The 23,006-nt window shown below is 47.6% G+C and carries 23 protein-coding genes and 1 pseudogene; 12 read left to right on the forward strand and 12 right to left on the reverse strand.

Annotated elements, in window-relative coordinates; genetic code table 11:
• The 7 genes and pseudogenes from NDA06_RS09940 to NDA06_RS09970 all read left to right on the forward strand — a co-directional run.
• A pseudogene (locus NDA06_RS09940) lies at positions 1–119 on the forward strand (photosystem II protein D2); the annotation flags it as partial.
• A 684-nt stretch (positions 120–803) separates the two neighbouring features.
• Positions 804–887: a hypothetical protein gene (locus NDA06_RS09945; RefSeq protein WP_347275959.1), complete on the forward strand. Its 84-nt coding sequence runs from the start codon at positions 804–806 to the stop codon at positions 885–887.
• Between the two features lie 179 nt (positions 888–1,066).
• Positions 1,067–3,208 (forward strand): iron uptake porin, encoded by a 2,142-nt coding sequence (locus tag NDA06_RS09950; protein ID WP_190536765.1) that lies wholly within the window; start codon positions 1,067–1,069, stop codon positions 3,206–3,208.
• Between the two features lie 199 nt (positions 3,209–3,407).
• The gene (locus NDA06_RS09955) at positions 3,408–5,420 is read left to right on the forward strand and encodes an iron uptake porin (protein ID WP_348251717.1); all 2,013 of its coding nucleotides are present in this window, start codon (positions 3,408–3,410) and stop codon (positions 5,418–5,420) included.
• Between the two features lie 243 nt (positions 5,421–5,663).
• The gene (locus tag NDA06_RS09960; RefSeq protein WP_190411711.1) at positions 5,664–6,101 is read left to right on the forward strand and encodes an Rrf2 family transcriptional regulator; all 438 of its coding nucleotides are present in this window, start codon (positions 5,664–5,666) and stop codon (positions 6,099–6,101) included.
• Between the two features lie 123 nt (positions 6,102–6,224).
• Positions 6,225–7,187 carry a cysteine synthase A gene (gene cysK / locus NDA06_RS09965; RefSeq protein ID WP_190525524.1) on the forward strand — a complete coding sequence of 321 codons (963 nt, stop codon included), beginning with the start codon at positions 6,225–6,227 and terminating at the stop codon, positions 7,185–7,187.
• A 107-nt stretch (positions 7,188–7,294) separates the two neighbouring features.
• Positions 7,295–8,131 (forward strand): J domain-containing protein, encoded by an 837-nt coding sequence (locus tag NDA06_RS09970; protein WP_190411709.1) that lies wholly within the window; start codon positions 7,295–7,297, stop codon positions 8,129–8,131.
• A gap of 147 nt (positions 8,132–8,278) precedes the next feature.
• Here NDA06_RS09970 and NDA06_RS09975 read toward each other — a convergent pair whose 3' ends face one another.
• The 4 genes from NDA06_RS09975 to groL form a co-directional block, all read right to left on the reverse strand.
• A complete protein-coding gene (locus NDA06_RS09975) occupies positions 8,279–8,944 on the reverse strand; it encodes a hypothetical protein (protein WP_190679337.1) in 666 nt (221 codons plus the stop codon).
• Between the two features lie 188 nt (positions 8,945–9,132).
• The gene (gene corA, locus NDA06_RS09980) at positions 9,133–10,302 is read right to left on the reverse strand and encodes a magnesium/cobalt transporter CorA (RefSeq protein ID WP_190432336.1); all 1,170 of its coding nucleotides are present in this window, start codon (positions 10,300–10,302) and stop codon (positions 9,133–9,135) included.
• A gap of 51 nt (positions 10,303–10,353) precedes the next feature.
• Positions 10,354–11,514: a hypothetical protein gene (locus NDA06_RS09985; RefSeq protein WP_190984766.1), complete on the reverse strand. Its 1,161-nt coding sequence runs from the start codon at positions 11,512–11,514 to the stop codon at positions 10,354–10,356.
• Positions 11,515–11,837: 323 nt separating this feature from the next.
• On the reverse strand, positions 11,838–13,496 hold the full coding sequence (gene groL / locus NDA06_RS09990; protein ID WP_348251718.1) for a chaperonin GroEL: 1,659 nt from the start codon (positions 13,494–13,496) through the stop codon (positions 11,838–11,840).
• Between the two features lie 252 nt (positions 13,497–13,748).
• Between groL and NDA06_RS09995 the strand changes: the two genes are divergently transcribed.
• Positions 13,749–14,822, forward strand: a complete 1,074-nt coding sequence (locus tag NDA06_RS09995) for a M4 family metallopeptidase (protein ID WP_199323971.1) — start codon at positions 13,749–13,751, stop codon at positions 14,820–14,822.
• A gap of 45 nt (positions 14,823–14,867) precedes the next feature.
• Here NDA06_RS09995 and NDA06_RS10000 read toward each other — a convergent pair whose 3' ends face one another.
• Together NDA06_RS10000 and fabG are read right to left on the reverse strand one after the other, a co-directional pair.
• Positions 14,868–15,167, reverse strand: coding sequence for a protealysin inhibitor emfourin (locus NDA06_RS10000; RefSeq protein WP_190411705.1), 300 nt, complete (start codon positions 15,165–15,167; stop codon positions 14,868–14,870).
• Between the two features lie 134 nt (positions 15,168–15,301).
• Complete coding sequence (gene fabG, locus NDA06_RS10005) at positions 15,302–16,066, reverse strand: 3-oxoacyl-[acyl-carrier-protein] reductase (RefSeq protein WP_190411704.1); 765 nt, start codon at positions 16,064–16,066, stop codon at positions 15,302–15,304.
• 141 nt (positions 16,067–16,207) lie between these two features.
• Here fabG and trxA point away from each other — a divergent pair, with 141 nt between their 5' ends.
• The gene (gene trxA / locus NDA06_RS10010) at positions 16,208–16,525 is read left to right on the forward strand and encodes a thioredoxin (RefSeq protein WP_190411703.1); all 318 of its coding nucleotides are present in this window, start codon (positions 16,208–16,210) and stop codon (positions 16,523–16,525) included.
• A gap of 97 nt (positions 16,526–16,622) precedes the next feature.
• On the opposite strand, the gene NDA06_RS10015 is transcribed toward trxA, so the two are convergent.
• Positions 16,623–16,808 carry a hypothetical protein gene (locus tag NDA06_RS10015; RefSeq protein ID WP_190984767.1) on the reverse strand — a complete coding sequence of 62 codons (186 nt, stop codon included), beginning with the start codon at positions 16,806–16,808 and terminating at the stop codon, positions 16,623–16,625.
• 168 nt (positions 16,809–16,976) lie between these two features.
• Complete coding sequence (gene psb29 / locus NDA06_RS10020) at positions 16,977–17,714, reverse strand: photosystem II biogenesis protein Psp29 (RefSeq protein WP_190425383.1); 738 nt, start codon at positions 17,712–17,714, stop codon at positions 16,977–16,979.
• 217 nt (positions 17,715–17,931) lie between these two features.
• On the opposite strand from psb29, the gene NDA06_RS10025 reads away from it, so the two are divergent.
• The gene (locus NDA06_RS10025; protein ID WP_190411701.1) at positions 17,932–18,546 is read left to right on the forward strand and encodes a chromophore lyase CpcT/CpeT; all 615 of its coding nucleotides are present in this window, start codon (positions 17,932–17,934) and stop codon (positions 18,544–18,546) included.
• 50 nt (positions 18,547–18,596) lie between these two features.
• Here the strand turns inward: NDA06_RS10025 and NDA06_RS10030 are convergent, their stop codons facing one another.
• From NDA06_RS10030 to NDA06_RS10045, 4 genes are all read right to left on the reverse strand, one after another.
• Positions 18,597–18,965, reverse strand: a complete 369-nt coding sequence (locus tag NDA06_RS10030) for an STAS domain-containing protein (protein WP_190411700.1) — start codon at positions 18,963–18,965, stop codon at positions 18,597–18,599.
• A gap of 262 nt (positions 18,966–19,227) precedes the next feature.
• Positions 19,228–19,650, reverse strand: coding sequence for an anti-sigma factor antagonist (locus NDA06_RS10035; RefSeq protein ID WP_190411699.1), 423 nt, complete (start codon positions 19,648–19,650; stop codon positions 19,228–19,230).
• A 74-nt stretch (positions 19,651–19,724) separates the two neighbouring features.
• A complete protein-coding gene (gene hemF, locus NDA06_RS10040) occupies positions 19,725–20,771 on the reverse strand; it encodes an oxygen-dependent coproporphyrinogen oxidase (RefSeq protein ID WP_190411698.1) in 1,047 nt (348 codons plus the stop codon).
• A 19-nt stretch (positions 20,772–20,790) separates the two neighbouring features.
• A complete protein-coding gene (locus tag NDA06_RS10045; protein WP_190411697.1) occupies positions 20,791–20,949 on the reverse strand; it encodes a hypothetical protein in 159 nt (52 codons plus the stop codon).
• Positions 20,950–21,136: 187 nt separating this feature from the next.
• Between NDA06_RS10045 and NDA06_RS10050 the strand changes: the two genes are divergently transcribed.
• Both NDA06_RS10050 and NDA06_RS10055 read left to right on the forward strand, forming a co-directional pair.
• Positions 21,137–21,628, forward strand: coding sequence for an SRPBCC family protein (locus NDA06_RS10050; RefSeq protein ID WP_190411696.1), 492 nt, complete (start codon positions 21,137–21,139; stop codon positions 21,626–21,628).
• A 288-nt stretch (positions 21,629–21,916) separates the two neighbouring features.
• Positions 21,917–22,981 (forward strand): Mrp/NBP35 family ATP-binding protein, encoded by a 1,065-nt coding sequence (locus NDA06_RS10055; RefSeq protein ID WP_190425392.1) that lies wholly within the window; start codon positions 21,917–21,919, stop codon positions 22,979–22,981.
• Positions 22,982–23,006 lie beyond the last annotated feature (25 nt).

The following is a 23,006-nucleotide window of genomic DNA, read 5'->3' on the forward strand; positions in this document are numbered from 1 at the left end:
TCTACACCAAGAATATTCTCCTCAATGAGGGCATCCGGGCTTGGATGGCTCCTCAGGATCAACCCCACGAGAACTTTATCTTCCCTGAAGAGGTTCTGCCTCGCGGTAACGCATTGTAATGTCAGGAGTGAAATATTGAGTTAATTTTCTCTAACTCAGCATGGGCGGGGCGATCCCGCTCCTACAGCACTCCTCATTGAACGATACCCCGCCACTCGCGGGGTATTTTTTTTCAAGCCAGCCCACATCTGCTCTAGCCTGTGCTAATCTAAATGAAGGGAATGAATCCTTAGCGATTTTTCCCCTACTCCTTTTGAGAATTAGACCGTTCAGGCAACAAGGAGGTGATGCCCATGAGTGATAGTAGTAAATTTATGGGTCATCAAATTAGCGTTAACCGGCTGAGCGTCGGAGCTGTTCTCTAAAAGCCGGTTTTAATCCCCTAGTGGGATTAACTAAAGGCTGAAAGAGCTAGGCTGGTATTTGGAGTTCCTTCCGACAGTCTGGTGCTAATTTGAAGACCCGCTAGACCGCCCTCACATTGAGTGTAATGGTGATACCAAAACGCTTCCCGTGGGGGCGGATAGTTTTTTAGGGGCTTTTTTTCAGGAAGGCGATGGCGTAGATACTCAGCGAGCTGGCAATTAACAAAGCATTCATCAGCTATCAAGTTAGCCAGGGAAGCAGTAGAAGAGCAAATGAAAAAAGTTTGGAGAAGCGATCGCCCAGATTAACAAATTAGTTGCTGTTGCTGCATCTCAATAGAAACAAAGCATCATCTACGAGAAATTTTGTACAATAAGGTGACGCTAACACTGACAACAGATGATAGCGATGGGTTGACAACAAAAGACTTTGATAGGGCGCAAGTCATTTTTAAAGAGTGACTTAGGTCATCCGAAAAATAACACGAAAAATCTCAATAAGCGCTCTAGCAATCATTTCAGGCGCTGGTGAGGTGGTGGCACCGTCCAATCTGTGTTACGATGACTTGAAAAATCAAGAAGGATTGTCACTCTTTCTGAAATATCTTTCTGAAAAAGTGTGTGTGAGGAAAAGAGGAAAGATGGCTAAATTAATGTGGAAATCTCTGCTAGTAAGTCCAGCAGTTTTGGGAGCGGCACTCGTGCTTTCTTCAGCAGCGATCGCTGCTGAAAAGTCCGTAACCTCTGAAGTGATTCAGCCCCAAACGACTGAGGCAAACCTATCGAAAGTGCAGCCAGTGGCTTTGGTTACTGCACCCCAAGCCCCGGAAGCTAACTCAGCCCCCGTGTTTTCAGCAACCGCTAAATCAGCCGAAGCGCTGAGTGCAGTTGAGGTTGAAACGCCAGAACAGTTGGCAGTAGCGCCGATACAAGATGCAGGAACCGCCAACTCGGCAGAAGCACTAAAGGTAGAGAAGCTCGATAGCACGTCTGTACCTGTAATGCCAGTAGTAGAGACGCCAGCTAAGGTGGCTGCAACGCCCATCCAGGACGCAGCAACCGCCAACTCAGCCGAAGCTCTAGGCGTAGACAACAGCGTGTCGGTTCCGATGGCAGCACCGACGAACGCCAAGCTGGCTCAAAGCGCCCCAGCAGGAAATACAGTTGACAACAACAGCGTTTTAGAACAAATCAATCGCTACAGTCGGGAAGGAAATAACTCCCAAAGCCAAGTCACCAACGTCTCCCAACTGTCGGACGTGGAACCAACCGACTGGGCATACGAAGCACTGCGAAGCTTGGTAGAGCGCTATGGCTGTATAGCAGGATATCCGGATGGCACCTATCGGGGCAACCGGGCAATGAGCCGTTATGAATTTGCGGCGGGTTTGAACGCTTGTTTGCTGCAAATCGAGAAATTAATTGCCGCGTCTACAGCAGATTTCGTTACCAAAGAAGATTTGGCAACGCTGCAACGGCTGATCGATGAATTTGGGGCAGAACTGGCAACCCTCCGCACGCGGGTAGATAACCTGGAAGGACGGGTGACGTTCCTAGAAAACCATCAGTTCTCGACAACCACCAAACTGGTGGGTGAAGCGATCTTCGCTGTCACTGATGGATTTGGGGATAACGACGACAACACGAATCTCATTTTCGGCGACAGAGTCCGTTTAGACTTGCAAACCAGCTTTACAGGTCGAGATAAGTTGCACACCCGTTTGGCAGCAGGGAACCTCGCAGCTTTCGGCTTTGGTACCCCTATCGGCGATAGAGATGGTGATGGTATTGATGATGCTCCAATTGCAACAGCGGAGGGAACCCAGACTTTTAACCTCGGCTTCGGCGACGAAAATAACAATAACATTGGCTTAGACTGGCTGGCGTATGAGTTCCCATTTGGCTCTTCCCAAGTTTACATATCAGCCACTGGAGGACGCCATTCCGACTACACCCCTGTTTTGAATCCTTACTTCTATAACGGAGTGAGTGACAGCGGTAACGGCTCGCTCTCAACCTTTGCTCAGTACAGCCCCATTTATCGCATCGGGGGCGGTGCTGGTGCTGGTCTGAGACTGGGTGTAGGTAGAGCGCCGATTCTCGGTCCAACTTCATTAACTGTGGGCTACTTAGCAGATAATGATTCCGCGAATAACCCCGGTAGCGATTTTGGTCTGTTCAACGGCGACTATTCGGCGTTGGCGCAGCTTAACTTTACTGTCAGCGATCGCTTCGGCTTGGCTGCAACCTACGTCCACGGCTACCATAACACTGGCAACCCGATATTCGATATCGGTCGCGGAGAAGGTGTGGTCGGTAATGCCTTGGCTAATAATCCAGGGGACGTCGGAGACTTTTTAACTGGGGGTCTTCTTGCTGCGTCTCCCGTGGTAAGTAACTCCTACGGATTACAAGGTGCTTTCCGATTGGGTGACAGAGTTTCACTCAGTGGCTTTGTCTCTTATAGCGACGTCAGAGTGATTGGTGACGGGGATGGTGAAATCTGGAGTTACGGACTAGGCCTAGCCTTCCCTGACCTAGGTAAGCGGGGCAACGTTTTGGGTATCTTCGCAGGTGCCCAACCCTATCTTGCAAATCTGGAACTTGAGGGTAACAGGGTACGAAATTTGGATGATCGAGGTTACCACATTGAAGCTTTCTACAAGTACCAGCTGACGGAAAACATCTCAGTGACTCCCGGCGTCGTCTGGCTGACGGGTACCAACCAACGGGAGGGCGACGACTCCTATATCGGTACTCTCAGAACTACGTTCAGCTTCTAGTAACACAGAATTTAGGTGGTTGGGTTAATCCAGTTTGCCCAATATTGTGAAATGAAATCAGTAAAGCCTCGCTCAATGCGGGGCTTTTTTGTATGATTTATTACCTAATGACATTTCTAGCCTGTGGTAGGATGACAGGAAAAATTAAGAAGGATGTAAATCTTTCTTAAGTAAGGTGTGTGTGAGGAAAAGAGGAAAGATGGCTAAATTTATCTGGAGATCGCTGGTATTCAGCCCAGCAGTTTTGGGGGCAGCATTGGTGGTTTCATCGGCAGCGATCGCTGCACAAACGCCTGCTGCTAAAGAAGTGATTCAGCCCCAAACGGTAGAGGCACTACCAGAATTGCAGCCAGTAGCGCTCGCTACTGCGCCAGAAACCCCAACAGTCAGCTCAATCCCTGGATTTTCACCTACCGCTGAGAAGTCAGAGTTAGAGCAGAAAGTTGTTGCGACGGAAGCGCCAGAACAGTTGGCAGTCGCACCCAGCCAGGAGCCAGCAACCGCCGACTCAGCTCAAGCACTAGGGGTAGAAACGATTGAAGGCACATCTGTACCAGTGATGCCAGCTGCCGACTCAAAGCTGGCTCAAACAGCTCCAGCAGGGAATACGGTTGGCAACAACAGCGTTTTAGAACAAATTAATCGCTACAGCCAGGAAGGAAATAACTCCCAAAGCCAAGTCACAAACGTCTCCCAACTGTCAGACGTGGAACCAACAGACTGGGCATACGAAGCGCTGCGAAGCCTAGTAGAGCGCTATGGCTGTATAGCAGGATATCCGGATGGCACCTATCGGGGCAACCGGGCAATGAGCCGTTATGAATTTGCGGCGGGTTTGAACGCTTGTTTGCTGCAAATCGAGAAATTAATTGCCGCGTCTACAGCAGATTTTGTTACCAAAGAAGATTTAGCCACACTTCAGCGGCTGATCGATGAATTTGGGGCAGAACTGGCAACCCTCCGCACGCGGGTAGATAACCTGGAAGGACGGGTGACGTTCCTAGAAAACCATCAGTTCTCGACAACCACCAAACTGGTGGGTGAAGCGATCTTCGCCATCACGGACGAGTTTAGCGATCGCGAGGACACCAATACCATTTTTGGCGATCGCGTTCGTTTAGACTTCCAAACCAGCTTCACGGGTCGAGATGTATTGCACACTCGTCTTGCTGCGGGTAACACTACACCTTTTCTTTCAAAGCTTCCACCTCAACCTAATGATTCATTCGAGGGCAACCAGACCTTTGACCTGAATCCCGGTAACAACAACGATATTTTTCTAGACTGGCTAGCGTATGAGTTCCCCTTTGGGGCTTCCAAAGTATACATTGCTGCTGCCGGTGGAATTCATGCCGACTACGCTCCCGTCCTCAACCCTTACTTTTATGACGGAGACGGTGGTACCGCAGCACTCTCAACTTTTGCTCAGCAGAGTCCTATTTATCGAATCGGTGGCGGTGCCGGTATCGGGATCAGGCTCGGTGTAGGTACAGCACCGATTCTCGGTCCTACTTCATTGAGCCTGGGTTACTTGGCAGATAATGGGAATAACCCTGCTGATAAGGTTGGCCTGTTCGGCGGGGACTATTCTGCTCTCGCCCAACTCAACTTTACCGTTAGCGATCGCTTGGGCTTAGCTGCAACCTACGTCCACGGCTACCATAACGCGGGTGATGGGATTTTCGACCTTGGTGGAAGTCCGCGTTCGGCTGAAGCTAGGGCGGTAACAGGTACTCTCGGAGCTAACGATCCAACTCTTGCAACTGGAACAGGCGCTCGGTTTCCATTAGTACTGGCTAGGGATACCGCACTGATCACTAACTCCTATGGTCTTGAGGCTGCCTTACGACTGAGCGACAGATTCTCCCTGAGCGGCTTTGTTGGTAAGACTGATATTAGCGCGGTTGAAAATAGCACCAGAGGCGAGGTCTGGTACTACGGATTAGGTGTGGCTTTCCCCGATTTGGGTAAGCGGGGGAATATCCTGGGAATTTTTGCAGGTGTAGAACCCTACTTGGCAGGTCTTGAAGTTCAAGGCAGCCCAGTCGGGATTAAGAACGATCTCTCTTATCACCTCGAAGGATTCTACAAGTACCAGCTGACGGATAACATCTCCGTGACTCCCGGCATTATCTGGATTACTGCTCCCAACCAAAACAACGATAACGAAGATGCCGTTATTGGCACGCTCAGAACAACGTTCAGCTTCTAGGGAGACGGAAGTAGTAGCCCGCACATTGCTAGGAGAGGTGGTAATGGGTAAGGGGTGATTACTCCCTCTGTCCCTCTTCTCCCTTGATCCCCTGCTCCCAGCTTTTGTGTCGTAAATTTTGCGAACCCGGTTATGCCCCGTATTAGCGGGGCTTTTTTATTGCCGAATGCTTAAACCGGCAAACTCCGGTGGAGAACCGGGGTATACTGGAATAGACGATCCCTCACACTCGATCTCAAGCTTGTGGAACTTTCCTGTAAAACAGAATATGCGCTGTTGGCTCTGTTAGAGCTAGCGTGTCACTACAACGACAACGAACCGTTACAAATTCGGCAGATTGCGGCTCAACAAAATATCCCCGATCGATATTTAGAACAGCTGCTGGCGACATTGAGGCGTGGCGGTTTAGTGCGTAGCCAACGTGGAGCAAAGGGAGGCTATTTGCTGTCGCGGGAACCTTGGAAAATTACGCTCTTAGAAGTTGTGAGTTGCCTGGAAGGATTGGATGCCAAACCTTCTGAGAACAACAACACTTCCAAAACGGTAGAAAGTGCCGTGGTAGAGGAAATCTGGCAGGAAGTGCATCAAACAGCTAATTCGGTCTTACAAGGATACACGCTTCAAGATTTAGCAGAAAAACGGGATTCTAGGCGTCAGCTAGACATCATGTATTACATTTAAAAATTAAAAATTGAAAACTAAAAATTTAAAAAGAAGCATACTTCTTTTAATTTTTAATTTTGCACTTTTTAATGATTGATGTTGACTTCTGACTCCTCATAACCAAGAAAAAAACTAAAATCTATGCGGATTGCTCAAAACATTACAGAATTAATCGGTCGGACGCCTTTAGTACAGTTGAACCGCATTCCCCAAGAGGAAGGCTGTTTGGCTCGGATCGTGGTGAAATTGGAGGGTATGAACCCAGCTGCCTCGGTCAAAGACCGCATTGGGGTGAGTATGATTAATGCGGCAGAAGAGCAGGGGTTGATCCACCCAGGCAAAACAATTTTAGTGGAACCGACTTCTGGAAATACAGGTATTGCTCTAGCGATGGCGGCAGCAGCCAGGGGCTATCGGCTGATCTTGACAATGCCAGACACGATGAGTACCGAACGACGGGCGATGCTGCGGGCTTATGGAGCAGAACTGGAACTGACCCCTGGCATTGAGGGGATGAGCCGCTGCATTCGTAGGGCGCAAGAAATTGTTGACAGCACGCCTAATGCTTATATGCTGCAACAGTTTAGCAATCCAGCCAACGTCCAGATTCACCGGGAAACCACTGCTGAGGAAATCTGGGAAGATACAGACGGGCAGGTGGATATCCTGGTCGCTGGAGTGGGCACTGGCGGCACGCTTACGGGTGTGGCAGAGGTGATTAAACCACGGAAACCGGGTTTTAAAGCGATCGCCGTCGAACCCATCAGTAGCTCAGTGTTGTCCGGCGGACGCCCTGGCCCCCACAAAATTCAGGGCATCGGTGCTGGGTTTATTCCCCAAGTGCTGAAAGTTGAGCTGATTGATGAGGTAATCGCAGTGACAGATGATGATGCGATCGCCTACGGTCGTCGTCTTGCTCGTGAAGAAGGACTGCTTTCCGGCATTTCCACGGGTGCTGCCCTCTATGCTGCCATCAAGGTCGCTCAGCGCCCCGAAAATGAGGGACGATTGATTGTCATGGTTCAGCCCAGCTTTGGAGAACGCTACTTAAGTACACCCCTGTTCCAAGATCCAGAACCGCGAGTGCCAGCTGTGCTGGGTTGACGCTACAGTAACTGTTAGTGGTCATTAGTTAAAAGCTCATGAGCTATGAGTCATTAGTCATACCTCTACCTACTAATGACTCATGCCTCTGACAGAAAGCTATTTCCATGACAGATTCCACTCACTACGACACCCTTGATATTAGTCCCGCAGCGACTCCGGTACAGATCAAGCAAGCTTACCGGCGTCTAGTGAAGCTGTTTCATCCAGATGGTAATCGCGAAACAGCGAACCACGAGCAAATTGTCCGGATTAATGCTGCTTACGAAATACTGGGCGACCCTCAACAGCGGCAGTCTTATGACCAGATGCTGCTCAAAGATCGCCTGAGACACGAACAATCTGTTAACAATCATCCGTCGCGACGAGCCGAATCATCAGCGACATATACTTCGGCGCGATCGCAGCGATACCAGCAAGCCGATGCTTCGGCGCGATCGCAGCGGCAACAGCAAGCCGACACCGAAAACCGATACTACGCGCATCGACAACAGCAAGCCAACGCTGAAAACCGATACTACGCGCATCGACAGACAGCAATAGATGCCGACGAACAACTGGAGCAATGGCTTCAGAAAGTCTATGTGCCGGTCAATCGCTTGATCTGTCGCATTCTCAATCCTCTGGCAGACCAACTAGACCAACTTTCAGCCGATCCTTTTGATGATGAACTGATGGAACAATTTCAGGCTTACCTGAAAGAGTGTCGTAACTATCTCAAACAAGCTCAGCTGGCTTTTCGTTCTTTGCCTAATCCAGCCAATGTTGCTGGCGCAGCAGTTCACCTTTACTACTGCCTCAATCAAGTAGCAGATGGCATTGAAGAGTTAGAACTTTTTACGCTCAACTATGATGAAGGCTACCTGCACACAGGTCAAGAACTTTTTAGAATTGCCACTGGTTTGCGCTGCGAAGCGCAATACGCAGTCAAAGACATTGCTTAACCATTAAAAATTAGAAACTAGCTTTTTTTCTCGTTACCAGTAGGGGCTTTTTCTGTACCGTCCCCTACTGTGGTAACGGGGCTTGGATGAAAGTAAAGCCTCCCCAGTGCCCAAAACAAAAATAAAAATTTAAGAATTTCTCAATTTTTATTTTTTAGTTGTTTCTCTGGGATTCCAACGCATTACATCTGTCCAAGGAGCTTTTTTAACTGTAAAGTCACAAGACAAAATGTGAGTAACGGAATTGCCCGTCTCACTCGTAGACCTAAATAAATGCAGCACCAGCGTTAGAGAAAAGTGCAGCGTACTCTCAGGACTAGAGAGTTTTTTGAGTTTGGATGGATCAAAAAGGGACGCTGAGATTTTCAAAACATCGGTTTGCAAGTCGCGCTGGAGAACGTCTTCAACAGTTATTTTTTCTTTAAGAATTTTTCCAGATCCAATGAAGCTATAAACTTGACGCTGGGAGAGATCCAGAATCATGCTGGGCGTCAGGCGAATCACTCGCCGCGATCGCCCGTCGAAATCTGTCAGCGAACTGCGATCCCAGTCTACGTCAATTGAATGCTCCGCAGATTTATTGTCAATCTGGATCGATAGTTCGCGCAGTCGATCTAGTTGGTATCGCTTTTCCAGCTTAAATTGGATATCGACGCGATCTCTTAGATTTTGTGCTTCCAGTTGTCCATTTAAGGATTCTCGATCGAGATGGACTATCACTTGATTTCTATCTACCGATTTAAAAACTCGGTATAAAATGTAGGTGACACAGATGATGTAGACAGTCAAGATGAATAAATTGCGGTCATCCAAAATTAGTAATTAGTGATTGGTAATTGTTAATTGGGGAAAGTTTTTAATTACAAAGTTTATTTTTTGAAAAAAAGAAACTTACTTATTTGTACTTTAAAATTAAGTAATTAAAAACAAAAATTTTTGTCTCCCATTAATTTTTAGCAAAAAATTACAGGCTATAAGAAAAGTAATTTATGAACATGATGCTAGTCATCCTTAACTGTGGAAAAATTATCAAACCAGCCGCGCCGCCAGAAAAAGTAAATTAAACCAGATGCGATCGCTATCATCAATGCCCAGCAAAGCGGATAGCCTAAATACCAGTTTAGTTCCGGCATATTGAATGGAGATTTTTCTGTATTAAAGTTCATGCCGTAGATTCCAGCAACAAAAGTGAGGGGAATAAAAATACTGGAAATTACAGTCAAAAGCTTCATAACTTCATTCATTCTGTTACCAACCGAGGACATATAAACATCCATTAACCCAGAGGATAGTTCTCGATATGTTTCCACCATGTCCATTACTTGAACCGCATGATCGTAACAGTCTCTTAGATAAATTCGGACTTCTTCACAAATAAGAGGACTCCCATCTCGAATTAAGGAATTTATGGCATCTCGCTGGGGCCAAATAGCGCGACGGAGTGCCAACAATTCGCGCCTAACTTGATATATTTTGTCTAGAGTCTTGCGTGTAGGATTGGCGATAACTTCTTCCTCTAAGTCTTCAATTCGCTCACCATAAACTTCTAAAACCGGAAAAAATCCATCAATAATTGAATCCAACAGTGCGTAGGCTAAATAATCGGCACCGCGCTTGCGGATAGTGCCCTTATTGTGACGAATGCGATCGCGCACGGGTGTAAAACAATCCCGCAGTGGTTCCTCCTGCACAGTGAGCAAATAATGTTTCCCCAAAATTAAACTCACTTGTTCGCTGTAGAAGCCAGTGCCTTTTTCTTTAGGCATCACCATCCGGCTAATAAGCACCAGATGGTCTCCCTGATCATCCACTTTGGGTCGCTGGGGTACATTTACCACATCTTCCAAAACCAATGGATGTAAATGAAAAACCTGTCCCAATTCTCGCAAAATTTCTTCATCTCCTAAGCCCAACACATCCACCCAAGAAACCGACTCGGTATCCAAATAGCTAGCGCACGCTGCTGGGGTCTCAAGTGGCATGCAGATGCGGTTTGCCTCGTTGTAGTCAATTAAGATAATTTTGGGTGGCGGAGAATTTTTATTAATAAAAATTGTTCCTGGTAGACTACCGGGTTTATCGTAAAAGTCTTCAAACAAAGAATTATCATCGTCTTCGTCTACATTGTATTGTGTAACTACTTCCGCAGGCTGGGGGCGTCTTTGTGTCATTTGCATTTACTCCTATTCAGTATTTATTTTAGAATTTTATCTATTCTTTATTCAGCAAAATTCTCTTTTAATTAATTCAATTTCTTCCTGAAAACTATTAGCATAATTCCACCCAAAATATCCTGCAAATTTGCGATCTTCATTAGTATCGAATATATAAACATGGTGTATATTGGCAAAATTAACATACATTTGTATACTACCGCTACCATCTCTAAAATTTAGATGCAGTAATTTTTTATCAAAGATATAGTTTACTGGAGTTAAAACATTTTTAACTTCAGGTATTTTTTTTAAGCGAGATATAACATCATACATAATATTTTTACCAGATAAAATATTATCAGTAATTAAATTAGCTGTTTTAGAACAATTCATATACCAGTGATGAGCATCAACAACTCCTAAAGCTAAGGCTGCATCCACTTGACCGACAGTATAGGCAGTATTTTCCGCCAGGTTAGCATGATCTAAAATATACTCATCTTGTAAAAATATGTTATCAGACGAATTAATGTTAAAGCTTGTCCGAAGCGGATAGGCAATAATATCAGAGGAATGAATTATATTAATCCATCTCAAACCTTGGTTTTTATAATTTTTAGCAAAACATTTAACTTTATTAGGAGTAATACCTAACATGGTGTTAAAGAATAAAATAGGAGAACCCATTGTGGTAATACTCCTTAGGTAAACTTGTCTTTTGGAGGTGGAATCACCTAGTCCTTTAATCATTGTACGGATATGAAACGCCGCATCATCAGAATCAAATCTATCGGAGAACAAACTATCCCATAAGATGACGCTTCCCAAGGAATGGGCAACAATATGAAGGTCAGTTTCTTCAGGGTTACGTCTTATAAAGTCCTCTAGTTGATCTGCAATCAGTTCTCTAATTTTTACGCCCCGTTCTTGATTAAGGTAGGTGAAAGCATCTCCAACGAATTCAGATAGAAAGCCTTGTCTAAAGTGTTGATACCTCAAAATGGTTTGAATATCTAAATTTTGAGATTCCTTTTTAACTTCCTGTAAATCTTGATGAATCCAGTTCCACATCCTCCCAACATCATTTAAAACATCGCCCCAAAAACTATAATAAAAGTGAGGGAGTAATTCACCTCTTTTGGTAAACTCTTCTGTAATAAAACCTTTCAATTTATCTCCATATTTAACATCCCGTGTAGCAACTCCGTGAAGAAAAAAGACTAGCATTGTTAAAATTAATCCTTTAACTGAAAGAAAAATATCTAAGGAACTCCCTTCATATAAGATTCCCGATGATTTACCTAAAGTAACAGTCTTTACTGAAAATTTTCCTAAAATGCTGATTAAACAGAAGTTTGAGGAATTATCCCAGTTAAGTAGGTTTGAACCCTATAATTTTTCAATACTGTAACACTCTTACAATGAGCGATCGCTACAAAAAAGCAGCTTGCCGTTTGAGACAAGCTGCTTTTCTTTCAGTCCACAAAGGTGGGCTTTGTGTTTTTAGCTTCAGGTTTCAACCTGTGGGCGCTGGGGACGCGAACAATGGACTACATCATGCCCATGCCGCCCATGCCGCCCATGCCGCCCATGCCGCCCATGCCGCCCATATCGGGGGCACCAGCCGCTTTCTTCTCAGGCTTCTCGACAACCAGGGCTTCAGTGGTCAACACCATCCCGGCAATCGAACCGGCATTTTGCAACGCCGAACGTACAACTTTCGCAGGGTCGATAATCCCAGCGGCGATCAGGTCTTCAAATGTGTCGGTAGCCGCGTTGTAACCGATATTCAAATCAGTCTCGCGCACCTTCTCGACAATGACAGAGCCTTCGACACCGGCATTATCTGCCATCTGACGCAGGGGAGCTTCTAGAGATCTGCCCACAATGTCAGCACCGACTTTTTCTTCGGCGTCCAGACTATTTTTAATGTCAGCAACTTTCTTGCTCAGGTAAATCAGCGTCGCGCCACCGCCTGGAACGATACCTTCTTCCACCGCAGCTTTGGTCGCGTTGAGGGCGTCTTCAATCCGCAGCTTGCGATCTTTGAGTTCGGTTTCGGTCGCCGCACCCACTTTGATGACGGCGACACCACCGGCAAGCTTAGCAATTCGCTCTTGCAGCTTTTCTTTGTCGTAGTCAGAATCCGTTTCTTCTAGCTGCTTGCGAATTTGGGCAATCCGCTTTTGCACATCTGCCGTCTTGGCATCACCAGCGACAATGGTGGTGTTTTCTTTATCAATGGTGATTTTCTGAGCAGTTCCCAGCATCTCCAGAGAGACGGTATCTAGGCTCAAACCAACTTCTTCTGAGATTAGCTGACCGCCAGTGAGAACGGCGATATCTTGCAGCATCGCTTTGCGGCGTTCGCCAAATCCAGGCGCTTTGATGGCGGCTACATTCAGTACGCCCCGCGCTTTATTTACCACCAAAGTTGCCAAAGCTTCTCCTTCGATGTCTTCGGCAATAATCAGCAAAGCTTGACCGGAACGGGCAACTTTTTCCAAGACGGGAATCAAATCCTGGATAGAGTTGATTTTTTTATCCGTCATCAAAATCCGGACGTTTTCATATTCCACCACCATCCGTTCGGAGTCGGTGATGAAGTAGGGAGAAATGTAGCCGCGATCCAGCTGCATCCCCTCGACGACATCCAGTTCCGTTGCCATCGATTTGGATTCTTCAACGGTGATCACGCCGTCTTTGGTGACTTTATCCATCGCTTCGGCAATCATTTTGCCGACTTCTTCATCGTTACCAGCGGAGACGGTTGCCACTTGCGCGATCGCACTACCTTCCACTGGTTTCGCGATCGCTACAATTTCCTCCACTAAGAAGGCGATCGTTTTTTCGATTCCCCGCCGCAAACTCACTGGATTTGCCCCAGCCGCTACGTTCTTCAAGCCCTCACGAATCATCGCTTGAGCCAGAACCGTCGCTGTCGTCGTGCCATCACCCGCAATATCTTTCGTCTTGGATGCCACTTCCTGAATCAGTCGAGCGCCTGTATTTTCCAGGGGGTCTTCTAATTCAATTTCCTTGGCAACGGTGATACCATCGTTCACAATTTGGGGTGCGCCAAACTTCTTCTCTAGAAGGACATTCCGCCCTTTCGGCCCCAGCGTAATGCGAACGGCGTCTGCCAGGACGTTCACGCCCCGCTCTAGTGCCCGCCGCGATTCGTCATTAAATGCAACGATTTTTGCCATGTTTTAGGTTTTCAGAGCGCTTCCATTAGTCAATTTAGCACTCACTGGCACAGAGTGCTAATCCGAGAGGATGAGAGTCCTCACCTCGACTGATATGGGGGAGGTACATAATAAACAGCTAGAGCAATCAATGGCACGTTTGAGTTACTTTTTGTAACGAAATTGCCGAATTCTCGATAACTAGAGCGGATTGGATTGAATGCGTTTATCATCCACTTTTTGATGCTCTGTCCTTGACAAAGGAAATAATTTATGCCTTCACCAAAAAAAAGAGCGGTAGGGCTGCAACCTTGCTGCGATAGACTTCATCCCATTTGTTGTATCGTTCCTCCTCATATGCTGAAGGAGGTTCTCCAGAATGGCAACCCTGAGCAGCGGGCATGGGCTTTTCAAACCTTAACCGTGTCAGAACAGTTTCGCGGACGGCGCTTGACAGTGGGAAATATCTCGTTCGCAGCATCAGCGGGAGAGAAGCGTCGTACCATCTTTGATGCTAAAAATGGCAACGATCTACCAGGCACCTTGGTGCGGAGTGAAGGCGATCCTCCCAGCGAAGATGCCGCGATAAACGAAGCCTACGACGGATCGGGTGCAACTTATGACTTGTACGAGCAGGTGTTCGAGCGGAATTCCATCGACAATCGAGGGCTGCGTTTGGACTCGACGGTTCATTTTGGCGTGAAGTATGACAACGCTTTTTGGAACGGCGACCAAATGGTCTACGGTGATGGGGATGGAGAGATTTTTGAACGCTTCACCAAGGCGATTGATGTGATTGGTCACGAGCTAACCCACGGCGTCACCCAATATGAAGCCAATCTAATCTATTACGGCGAATCCGGCGCTCTGAATGAATCTTTTTCCGATGTCTTTGGTTCCCTGGTGAAACAGCGGGTTCTCAATCAGACAGCCGAAGAAGCTGACTGGATTATCGGGGAAGGTTTGTTTACCGCCAATGTTAAGGGCGTTGGGATTCGCTCAATGAAGGCACCGGGGACAGCATACGACGACCCAGTGCTAGGCAAAGACCCCCAGCCTGCGACTTATAAAGACCGCTACAAAGGGCTGGAAGATAACGGAGGCGTGCATATTAACTCAGGGATTGCCAACCGTGCCTTTTATTTAGCAGCAGTGGAAATAGGCGGCTACGCTTGGGAAAAGGCAGGGAAAATCTGGTATATCGCTTTACGCGATCGCCTGCGCTCTAGAGCGAATTTTAAACGGGCTGCGAATACTCTCATTACAGTCGCTGGAGAACTCTACGGCGAAGGCTCCAAGGAGCAGAATGCAGTCCGCAAAGGTTGGCAAGAAGTGGGAGTGATTTAAATTAAAAATGCGTGCATTAAAAATGGAAGAGGCAATTCTTCATTTTTAATTTCTGCGTGCAGCTGCCATCAGCCATTCCAGCAGCGGTCTTAAGTTTCCAGGTACGGCGGATTCACTCACTAAAACAGTATGTTGCTGAGTGTTTTCTTCCACCGTTAGCTTGTACTGAAAGCGGTCGGGTTGGGGAGTGTTGGAAGCGATCGCGGCAGGCAAATCAAAGAAATCAGCTGCGTCAATCAGGAGGCGCAGCTGATTTGCTTCATTTGCAGGCAGAGTCGTAGTGTCAAAAACTTTTGTCAGGCGCATCCCAGCAAAGCCGCCAGTCCGTTCAAAAGAAATTCGCATAGTTTCCCTCGCAGGGAGCAAGACTAACTCCATAGTAAGCAGTGATGGATGTTATTCTTTGTCGGCCTCTCTCTTTCCCACTCCGACCGCGAGGAGAGCGTCACTACGCTCACAGTCCTCTGCCGCTATGGTCGCTATGCCATCACCATACCGCCGTCCACATTGAGCGTTTGACCCGTGATATAGGCGGCAGCCGGATCGGCGGCTAGGAATCGAACTAAACCAGCAACCTCCTCTGGTTGACCGTAACGACCGAGGGGGATAAATTTTAAGATTTCCTCTGATTTGATATTGCTCGTCATATCGGTGGCGATAAATCCAGGGGCAACAGCATTGACTGTAATGCCGCGAGTGGCGAGTTCTTTGGCGACGGTTTTCGTAAACCCAATCACTCCCGCTTTGGCAGCGCTGTAGTTTGCCTGACCGGGGTTGCCCATCTGACCGGCAACGGATGAAATATTAATAATGCGCCCGGAGCGTTGCTTCAGCATCACCTTACTGATAGCTCGCGTACACAAAAAGACGCCAGTGAGGTTAAGGTCAATCACGGCTTGCCAATCTTCCGGCTTCATCCGCAACAACAGGGTATCGCGGGTAATTCCAGCATTATTCACCAAGACATCAACGCGCTTCCACTTCTCCATCACGGTGTTCAGGAGGGCGTCTACTTGATCGGCTTTGGATACGTCTGCTTGGAGGGCGATCGCACTACCGCCTGCTGCGGTAATTTCACTCACGACTTCTTCGGCTGCTCCACTAGAACTGGCATAGTTAATCGCTACACTGGCTCCCTCAGATGCCAATTCTAGGGCGATCGCTCGACCAATTCCTCGTGAAGCGCCGGTAACGATGGCAACCTGTCCGCGCAATCTTTGCTGGCTCTCTGGCAATGCTTCCATCAATAAATTCCTCTCGATCCGTTATGAACGCGGTTATTTAACTGCGCTAACGATCTTAGGTCGATTCGTACCTCGGACTGAACGAATCAATACGCCAAAAGATTACGATTGTCGTGAAAGAGCAGAAAACACTTTGATCGCATGGCAACTAAAAAGCAGTTCAACAATTTCCAAGAGTTACTGTCTGGGTCTGAAAAGCCAGTGTTGGTGGATTTTTACGCGACTTGGTGCGGTCCTTGTCAGATGATGGTCCCGATTCTGGAGCAGGTAAGCGCCCAGATGAACGAACGGTTACAGGTTGTAAAAATTGATACGGATAAATATCCAAACTTGGCGAGCCAATATCAAATTCACGCCCTACCAACGTTGGTTTTATTTAAAAATAGTCAGGTAGTTGAGCGCATTGAGGGTGTGCTGACAGCCCCACAACTTATCCAGCGCCTAGAAGCGTTGGTTTAAGGCTACATCGGCAGTATCTGGGTGTAACCAATAGCTCTCTTTGGCGAAAGCATCCACAGATGCTGACGATCGCAGACGCGGATATGTACGGGAACTCCTATCTTACCGCCTTCTGAGTCAGCTGCCAAACCAGCCCGGAAGTCAAGTTCCGGGCTAATCTTTCAACTTGGTGCATATCTCGGAAAGCTGGGAGAAGTGCTGCGAAGGGAGGCTGCATTTTTACCGCCGAGATGCCAAACCGAAATTCATTTCTGGAGAGCAGTTGGTAATCTACAAAGCTCAAGAAAGCGAACCCTTAAATCAGTTGCCAATAGTCATTAGTTTGTTGCTAATGACTATTGGCAAATGACTAAAGACCCATTACCACTTACGGATGTTTAGCCCATCAAAAGGGAATCGGATGAGCGATCGCTATCATACGGAAGGCTTTCTCAGCTTCAACACAAGTTGCCTAGTCTTGAGAAGTGCCTGGAGCAACGCTTGATTCTGGAGAACTATTGGGAGGAGCCACCACAACCCCTTTATCCCCACGTTGCTCGCGTTTTTTTCGATCTGCTTTTAGCATATCTTCCATAGCCAGCTGCATTTGAGCCATTTTCTCCAAATTGCTGCGATACAGCTCTAGGTCTTTGAGTAATTTATCTTCTGGCAGGTTTAAGGCATTACAGATTTGCTTGAGCGCCTCAATCCGCTGCTTTTCGTCTTTTACCAAATCGGAATCTGCTACTTCCAGCAGCGTAAATAAACCAATCGCAAACAAACGGCTGTACTTAAACGGAGAATTGTTAGCGATCGCCTGCACAGCAGCGTGCAAGTCATCAGCGCCGTGACTAGGAGCCGTTGGGTTTAACCAGGCAACGATATCCTTCCCACCCAGACGCATGGCTAATTCTTCCAGCCGCTGGGCATCCTGCTTGTACTGTTGCGGCTCGTTCTCGACTGCTCGACAGAGGGCTTCAAAAATCGGTTCTTTATCTCGTTCTGGTCGATAGCCTTGCATGAAGCGGTTAAAGGATGTCACCACGCCCAATGCATAAATGGGGTCGTAGCGAAAGTCCACATTGACCGAAAGCAAGTGCATTTCCACCATCAACTCTTCTACCACCCGCCGGTAGATGGAGTTAATGGGGCGGGTGTGTAGGGTATAGAAAGTTCTTTTGGTGTCTGATACAGTGCGGACGTTATTCACCGGAAAATTTTAAGTTTGAGGGCGATGTAAACTCATTGTCACAGCTTTTGGACACCTTTGCCAAGGCAATGTCTTGTAGAGACTCCCGGCGATACAATGCCGGGGATCGCAGAAATTATTCATTGGTAATTGGGAAAAGGGTCTTAGAAGTTAGAGATACGCCTTCCTTATCCTAAATTCCGATTGCTGATTACCCATTATCGATTAGCCATTCCCAATGACTTTTTCTCCTGAACTAACGCTCCTGGCTCAATATATAGCTGGAGAATTTGAGAATTCAGAACAAGCGACAAGAGAACCCGCTTGGTACGTAAACCTCCGCCTTTGGCTGCGACCCGTACCGCTGTTTGCAGAAGATAGCCTCACCCTGTTTGCAGAGCAAGCGAACATCCTGCAACTGGATCGTCCCTATCGTCCTCGGATTCTGCGCCTGCGCCACAGCGACACCTCTCAAGCCTCGCTGATGGTGCAATACTATATGCTGAAAGATCCCGATCGGGTCAGAGGTGCCGGTCAAAATCCAGCCTTGCTGAAGACGCTTACACCAGAACAGATGGAACTTCTCCCCGGCTGTACCCTCGCCGTCATTCAGCAACCCTTAGCTCAAAATACCTATAACTTTTCTACCGCACCCGCGACTGATGCCCCCTGCTGTTTTACCTATCAAGAAGAAACTTACCAGGTTTCTTTAGGGTTTGAGGCGCGGCATCAAGAATTTAGAAGCTATGACAAGGGAATTGACCCCCAAACAGGCAGAGCCATCTGGGGGGCACTGCTTGGCCCCTATATTTTCACTAAGCGCGAAGATTTTTCCGCTGAGCTAGCAATTTGAAATCTTTTGTCCTTAGTTAAGGACGATTGACTGCATAACTCATGAATAATTTAGCTGACCATGCTGCGAGGCACTCCTTCAAGAGCCTCTTCCTCGGTTTCAAAAATTTCAAACACCGAATCCATCATGGTGACTTCAAAAACGAGTTTTGCCTCTGGATGGACGTTACATATGCGGAAACTGCCTTTTACTTTGTCAGCATCTCGCATTCCTGCCACCAAGGATGTTAGACCAGAGCTGTCAATAAAATTAACTTGACCGAGATTCACAACTACGTGGCGACTGAGTTTGGAAATACATTCCTGCAACTTCAGACGAAACTGCCATGCGGTTGTAATATCCAGGCGTCCAGTGGGGGCTAAGACGATGACTGTCGTCCCGTCTTGAGTCGTATGTGTTCTCTGATCGATATGAATCACCAAGACCTCCTTGCTCCGGAAGCTCCGTCTATATTTAATATCTAGATAGGAGCCGCATTTTACTACGATTGCTCCCATGATTTGAGCTTTCAGTAGTCTAACTCTAACTTAGAGATTAGAGCTACCAAAAATTCAGCTCGCCTAATCTTAAAGCAAAGCTTGAAAAAAATTACATTAAATTCGGCTTCTAGCAGACTGGATTGGCGCGATCGCCCACTAAGATAGCACTCAGAATCATACAGGTAGAAGATTCCAGTGTTACTCACAACTCTGCTTCAATATCCGGAAAAAAGGGATCGCCTCCTCTTTTAGGGGAGAAGATGGTTCCAGGGGCATCCGGGGGGTTGAAGCAGTCGTTACAGTTCTCGTAGATTTCCAATACCGAATCCATCATGGTGATTTCCAGCACCACCTTGGCGGCTGGAAGCAGATTGCAAAGGCGGAAACTCCCGTTTACCTTGTCCGCATCTCGCATCCCTGCCACCAATGAGGTGAGACCAGAACTATCAATGAAATTCACTCTCCCAAGATTTACGACCACATGACGACTGAGTGTATAAAGACTCTCTTGTAATTTCACGCGAAATTGCAAAGCTGTGGTGATATCCAGCCGTCCTGTTGGTGTCAAAACGATAATCTTCGTGCCGTTTTGGGTCGTGTATGTTTTCTGGTCGATGTGAAGCACGGACACTCACCTCTAAAGATGGGCAAGTATATCAACCGGGTGCGATGAGAGCGGGATTTTTCCCGTAGTCTAACTCAGACCGGCGATTCCGAGAGAGGTGTCCAGTTTGCCCAATCTTGTGGCTTTAAGAAAGTTTCATATAGCTCGGCTTCTGGGGTGTTCGGTTCGGGTTGATAGCCATATTCCCAGCGAACTAGAGGCGGTAAAGACATCAAAATTGACTCAGTGCGCCCGTTCGTCTGAAGACCAAAAATGGTGCCTCGGTCGTAGACGAGGTTAAATTCCACATAGCGACCGCGACGATAAAGCTGGAAATTCCGCTGGCGATCGCTATATTCCATTTTTTGCCGCCGCTCGGCAATGGGAACGTAAGCCGGTAAAAATGTCTGACCGCAATGCTGCACAAAAGCGAACAAATCTTCCCAGTTGCGAGGTTCTGGCGTACCCACTTGGTTGCTGTAAACAGCTGCTGGTCCATCGGCGTGCGGGCCGCGATACAAAGCTCCTTGACCATCTTGATAGTCAAAGAAGAGTCCTCCAACGCCCCGCGTTTCTTGGCGGTGCTTCAGATAAAAATATTCATCGCACCAAAGTTTAAACGTGGGGTAGTACTCTGGGTGGTGGGCATCACAGGCTTGCTTTAAAGTGCGGTGAAATTGGGCGACATCTTCCGCAAATGGGTAGTAAGGGGTTAAATCGATCCCACCGCCAAACCACCAAACTGGCCCTGCCTCAAAGTAGCGATAATTGAGGTGAACCGTCGGGACGTAGGGATTGCGCGGATGCAAGACCATTGAGGTGCCAGTCGCATAAAAGCCGTGCCCAGCCGCCTCCGGGCGTTGCGCCAGAATCGACGGAGGTAACTGTTGACCCCAGACTTCAGAAAAATTAACGCCACCCTGTTCAAAAACTGCGCCCTCGCGGAGGACGCGGGAACGACCGCCGCCGCCTTCTTCTCGTTCCCAGGCATCTTGTTGAAATTTCCCAACTCCATCCAGTTGTTCCAAACCTTCGCAGATTTGGTCTTGCAGCTGCTGCATAAACTGGCTGACCCTAGCTTTCGAGTCATCTGGGGGCAAAACCTTAGCAGAAGTAGTTACGTCCGTCTGAAAAGCTGTCATAATCTCAAGTCAATATTGTTCACAAAAGCGGTTGGGAAAGAAAAAAGGTATTGAATTGAATAAATCGGGATGGAAGTTCGCCTGAGTTCACCCAGGATACCGGCTTGTACGGGCGCGATCGCTTGTACCACGTCAGCTTGCTTTTCGGGGTGAGGGTGAGCCGCTTTGATCGGGTCAAAGCACTCAACTCTATGCGATCGCAGGGGAACTTACAGCCTATCTTAAATCGGGTCTGCTGAACCCAAGCAGCAAGTTGAATAAAGCGTCTACAGGCTATCGAAATATCCTACAGGGGGATGCTACCTAATGATCCCAGGGATTAAAGTAATAAGTTCCCTTGAAGACTTGGTGCGAGGAGGAGTGTTGTGATTCTCAATTTTTCCTTAAAGTTTATCGCTGGTCGAGAGGGTTTTTCCTTTAAGTTTTCCCTGGTTCGGACTTACCGCGCCGTTAGTTCTGCTTCGGTGGATGTCCTCTGGCAAAAATTAATCAATATTGGCGATGTATCCTGGCATCCTCTACTTGCCAGCACCAATGTCCCCAGCGGGTTGATTGCCAAACCGGGATTGATTTACAAGGTAGTCACGCGCTGGCTACCTATTCCCATCCGGGTTTTTGTTGAGCGTGTCCGTCCCTGTGAGTTACTCAGTGTGAGAATGCTGGCAATCCCAGGAGTTGAGAAACGGGTGACGTACCAGGTAGAATCGACGGTCTGCGGCACGTATGTATCTTATTCAGTGACGTTGCGCGGTTGGTTGTCACCTTTAATTTGGTGGATGATTGGGTCTTACTCAGCTCGTGTTGCCACTGAATTAGCCCAAGCTGCCGAACAGGTGGGTTTACAAGCTCAAGGCTAGAAACTAGAGAGGACTGAGGACTGAGGACTGAGGACTGAGGGCTGAGGGCTGAGGGCTGAGGGCTGAGGGACTGAGGAGTGAGGAGCGAGAATACAGGTTTCAGGAGAGGGGGAGAGGCAAACAGAGGGAGTTATTAATTAGTAATTACCAATTAACAATCTAAATTTAGACCCTGAACTGCATAGCGCGATCGCGTCAAACAAACCGTTAAGATACTTGAAGAGAGAGAACCCCGATCGTTTTGTCCCAGGTGCAATATCTGGGATAAGGAATGCAAGTAACCTAGTTATGCTCGATGCCAGCTCAGTTTTAGAAGTATTGCGACCCGTGCAAGATCCCGAACTCCGCAAGAGTTTGGTCGAGTTGAACATGATTCGCAATGTGCAAATTGACTCCGGAAAAGTCAGCTTCACTCTGGTGCTGACGACACCTGCCTGTCCACTACGCCAGTTCATCGTGGAAGAGTGCGAACAGGCACTCAAGAAAAATTTGCCAGAAGTGACAGATGTCGTGGTAGATGTCACCGCTGAGACACCCCAACAAAAGTCGCTTCCGGATCGCGCCGGAATTGCTGGTGTAAAGAATATCATCGCGATTTCTAGTGGCAAGGGCGGTGTGGGCAAAAGTACTGTAGCGGTGAATGTGGCAGTGGCTTTAGCACATTTAGGAGCTAAAGTCGGTCTGATTGATGCGGATATTTACGGGCCTAATGACCCGACAATGCTGGGATTGTCAGACGCCAAGATAAGCGTGCGGCAAGGTGCCAATGGTGAAGAGTTGGAACCGGCTTTTAACTACGGCGTCAAATTAGTTTCAATGGGGTTTTTGATTGACAAGGATCAGCCGGTGATCTGGCGGGGTCCGATGCTGAATGGAATTATTCGCCAGTTTCTCTACCAAGTACAGTGGGGGGAACTGGATTATTTGATTGTAGATATGCCCCCCGGCACTGGAGATGCCCAGTTAACGCTAGCGCAAGCGGTGCCAATGGCTGGGGTAGTCATTGTAACGACGCCGCAGACGGTGGCTTTGTTGGATTCGCGTAAGGGCTTGAAGATGTTCCAGCAGTTGGGAGTATCCGTGTTGGGAATGGTGGAAAATATGAGTTATTTTATTCCGCCGGATATGCCCGACAAGCAGTATGACATTTTTGGCTCTGGAGGCGGTGAAAAGATGGCGCAAGAACTCGGCGTACCGTTGCTGGGCTGCGTACCGCTAGAAATGCCCGTCCGAGAGGGGGGCGATGCAGGAGTGCCGATTGTGGTTGCCGATCCAGAGTCGGCTTCTGCGAAAGCGCTGATGGCGATCGCTCAAGCGATCGCGGGCAAAGTTTCTGTCGCTGCCTTAACTTAAGAAAAATTAAAAAGGTAAAGTAAAA

This window comes from Trichocoleus sp. ST-U1, from assembly GCF_039961835.1.
Classification (GTDB): domain Bacteria; phylum Cyanobacteriota; class Cyanobacteriia; order Cyanobacteriales; family FACHB-T130; genus FACHB-T130.

Excerpts from the sequence above, each read along its gene's own strand:
- NDA06_RS09950 (WP_190536765.1), top strand. The coding sequence starts at position 1,067 with ATGGCTAAATTAATGTGGAAATCTCTGCTAGTAAGTCCAGCAGTTTTG.
- NDA06_RS09955 (WP_348251717.1), top strand. The coding sequence starts at position 3,408 with ATGGCTAAATTTATCTGGAGATCGCTGGTATTCAGCCCAGCAGTTTTG.
- cysK (WP_190525524.1), top strand. The coding sequence starts at position 6,225 with ATGCGGATTGCTCAAAACATTACAGAATTAATCGGTCGGACGCCTTTA.
- NDA06_RS09970 (WP_190411709.1), top strand. The coding sequence starts at position 7,295 with ATGACAGATTCCACTCACTACGACACCCTTGATATTAGTCCCGCAGCG.
- corA (WP_190432336.1), bottom strand. The coding sequence starts at position 10,302 with ATGACACAAAGACGCCCCCAGCCTGCGGAAGTAGTTACACAATACAAT.
- NDA06_RS09985 (WP_190984766.1), bottom strand. The coding sequence starts at position 11,514 with ATGCTAGTCTTTTTTCTTCACGGAGTTGCTACACGGGATGTTAAATAT.
- groL (WP_348251718.1), bottom strand. The coding sequence starts at position 13,496 with ATGGCAAAAATCGTTGCATTTAATGACGAATCGCGGCGGGCACTAGAG.
- NDA06_RS09995 (WP_199323971.1), top strand. The coding sequence starts at position 13,749 with ATGCCTTCACCAAAAAAAAGAGCGGTAGGGCTGCAACCTTGCTGCGAT.
- NDA06_RS10000 (WP_190411705.1), bottom strand. The coding sequence starts at position 15,167 with ATGCGAATTTCTTTTGAACGGACTGGCGGCTTTGCTGGGATGCGCCTG.
- fabG (WP_190411704.1), bottom strand. The coding sequence starts at position 16,066 with ATGGAAGCATTGCCAGAGAGCCAGCAAAGATTGCGCGGACAGGTTGCC.
- trxA (WP_190411703.1), top strand. The coding sequence starts at position 16,208 with ATGGCAACTAAAAAGCAGTTCAACAATTTCCAAGAGTTACTGTCTGGG.
- NDA06_RS10025 (WP_190411701.1), top strand. The coding sequence starts at position 17,932 with ATGACTTTTTCTCCTGAACTAACGCTCCTGGCTCAATATATAGCTGGA.
- hemF (WP_190411698.1), bottom strand. The coding sequence starts at position 20,771 with ATGACAGCTTTTCAGACGGACGTAACTACTTCTGCTAAGGTTTTGCCC.
- NDA06_RS10055 (WP_190425392.1), top strand. The coding sequence starts at position 21,917 with ATGCTCGATGCCAGCTCAGTTTTAGAAGTATTGCGACCCGTGCAAGAT.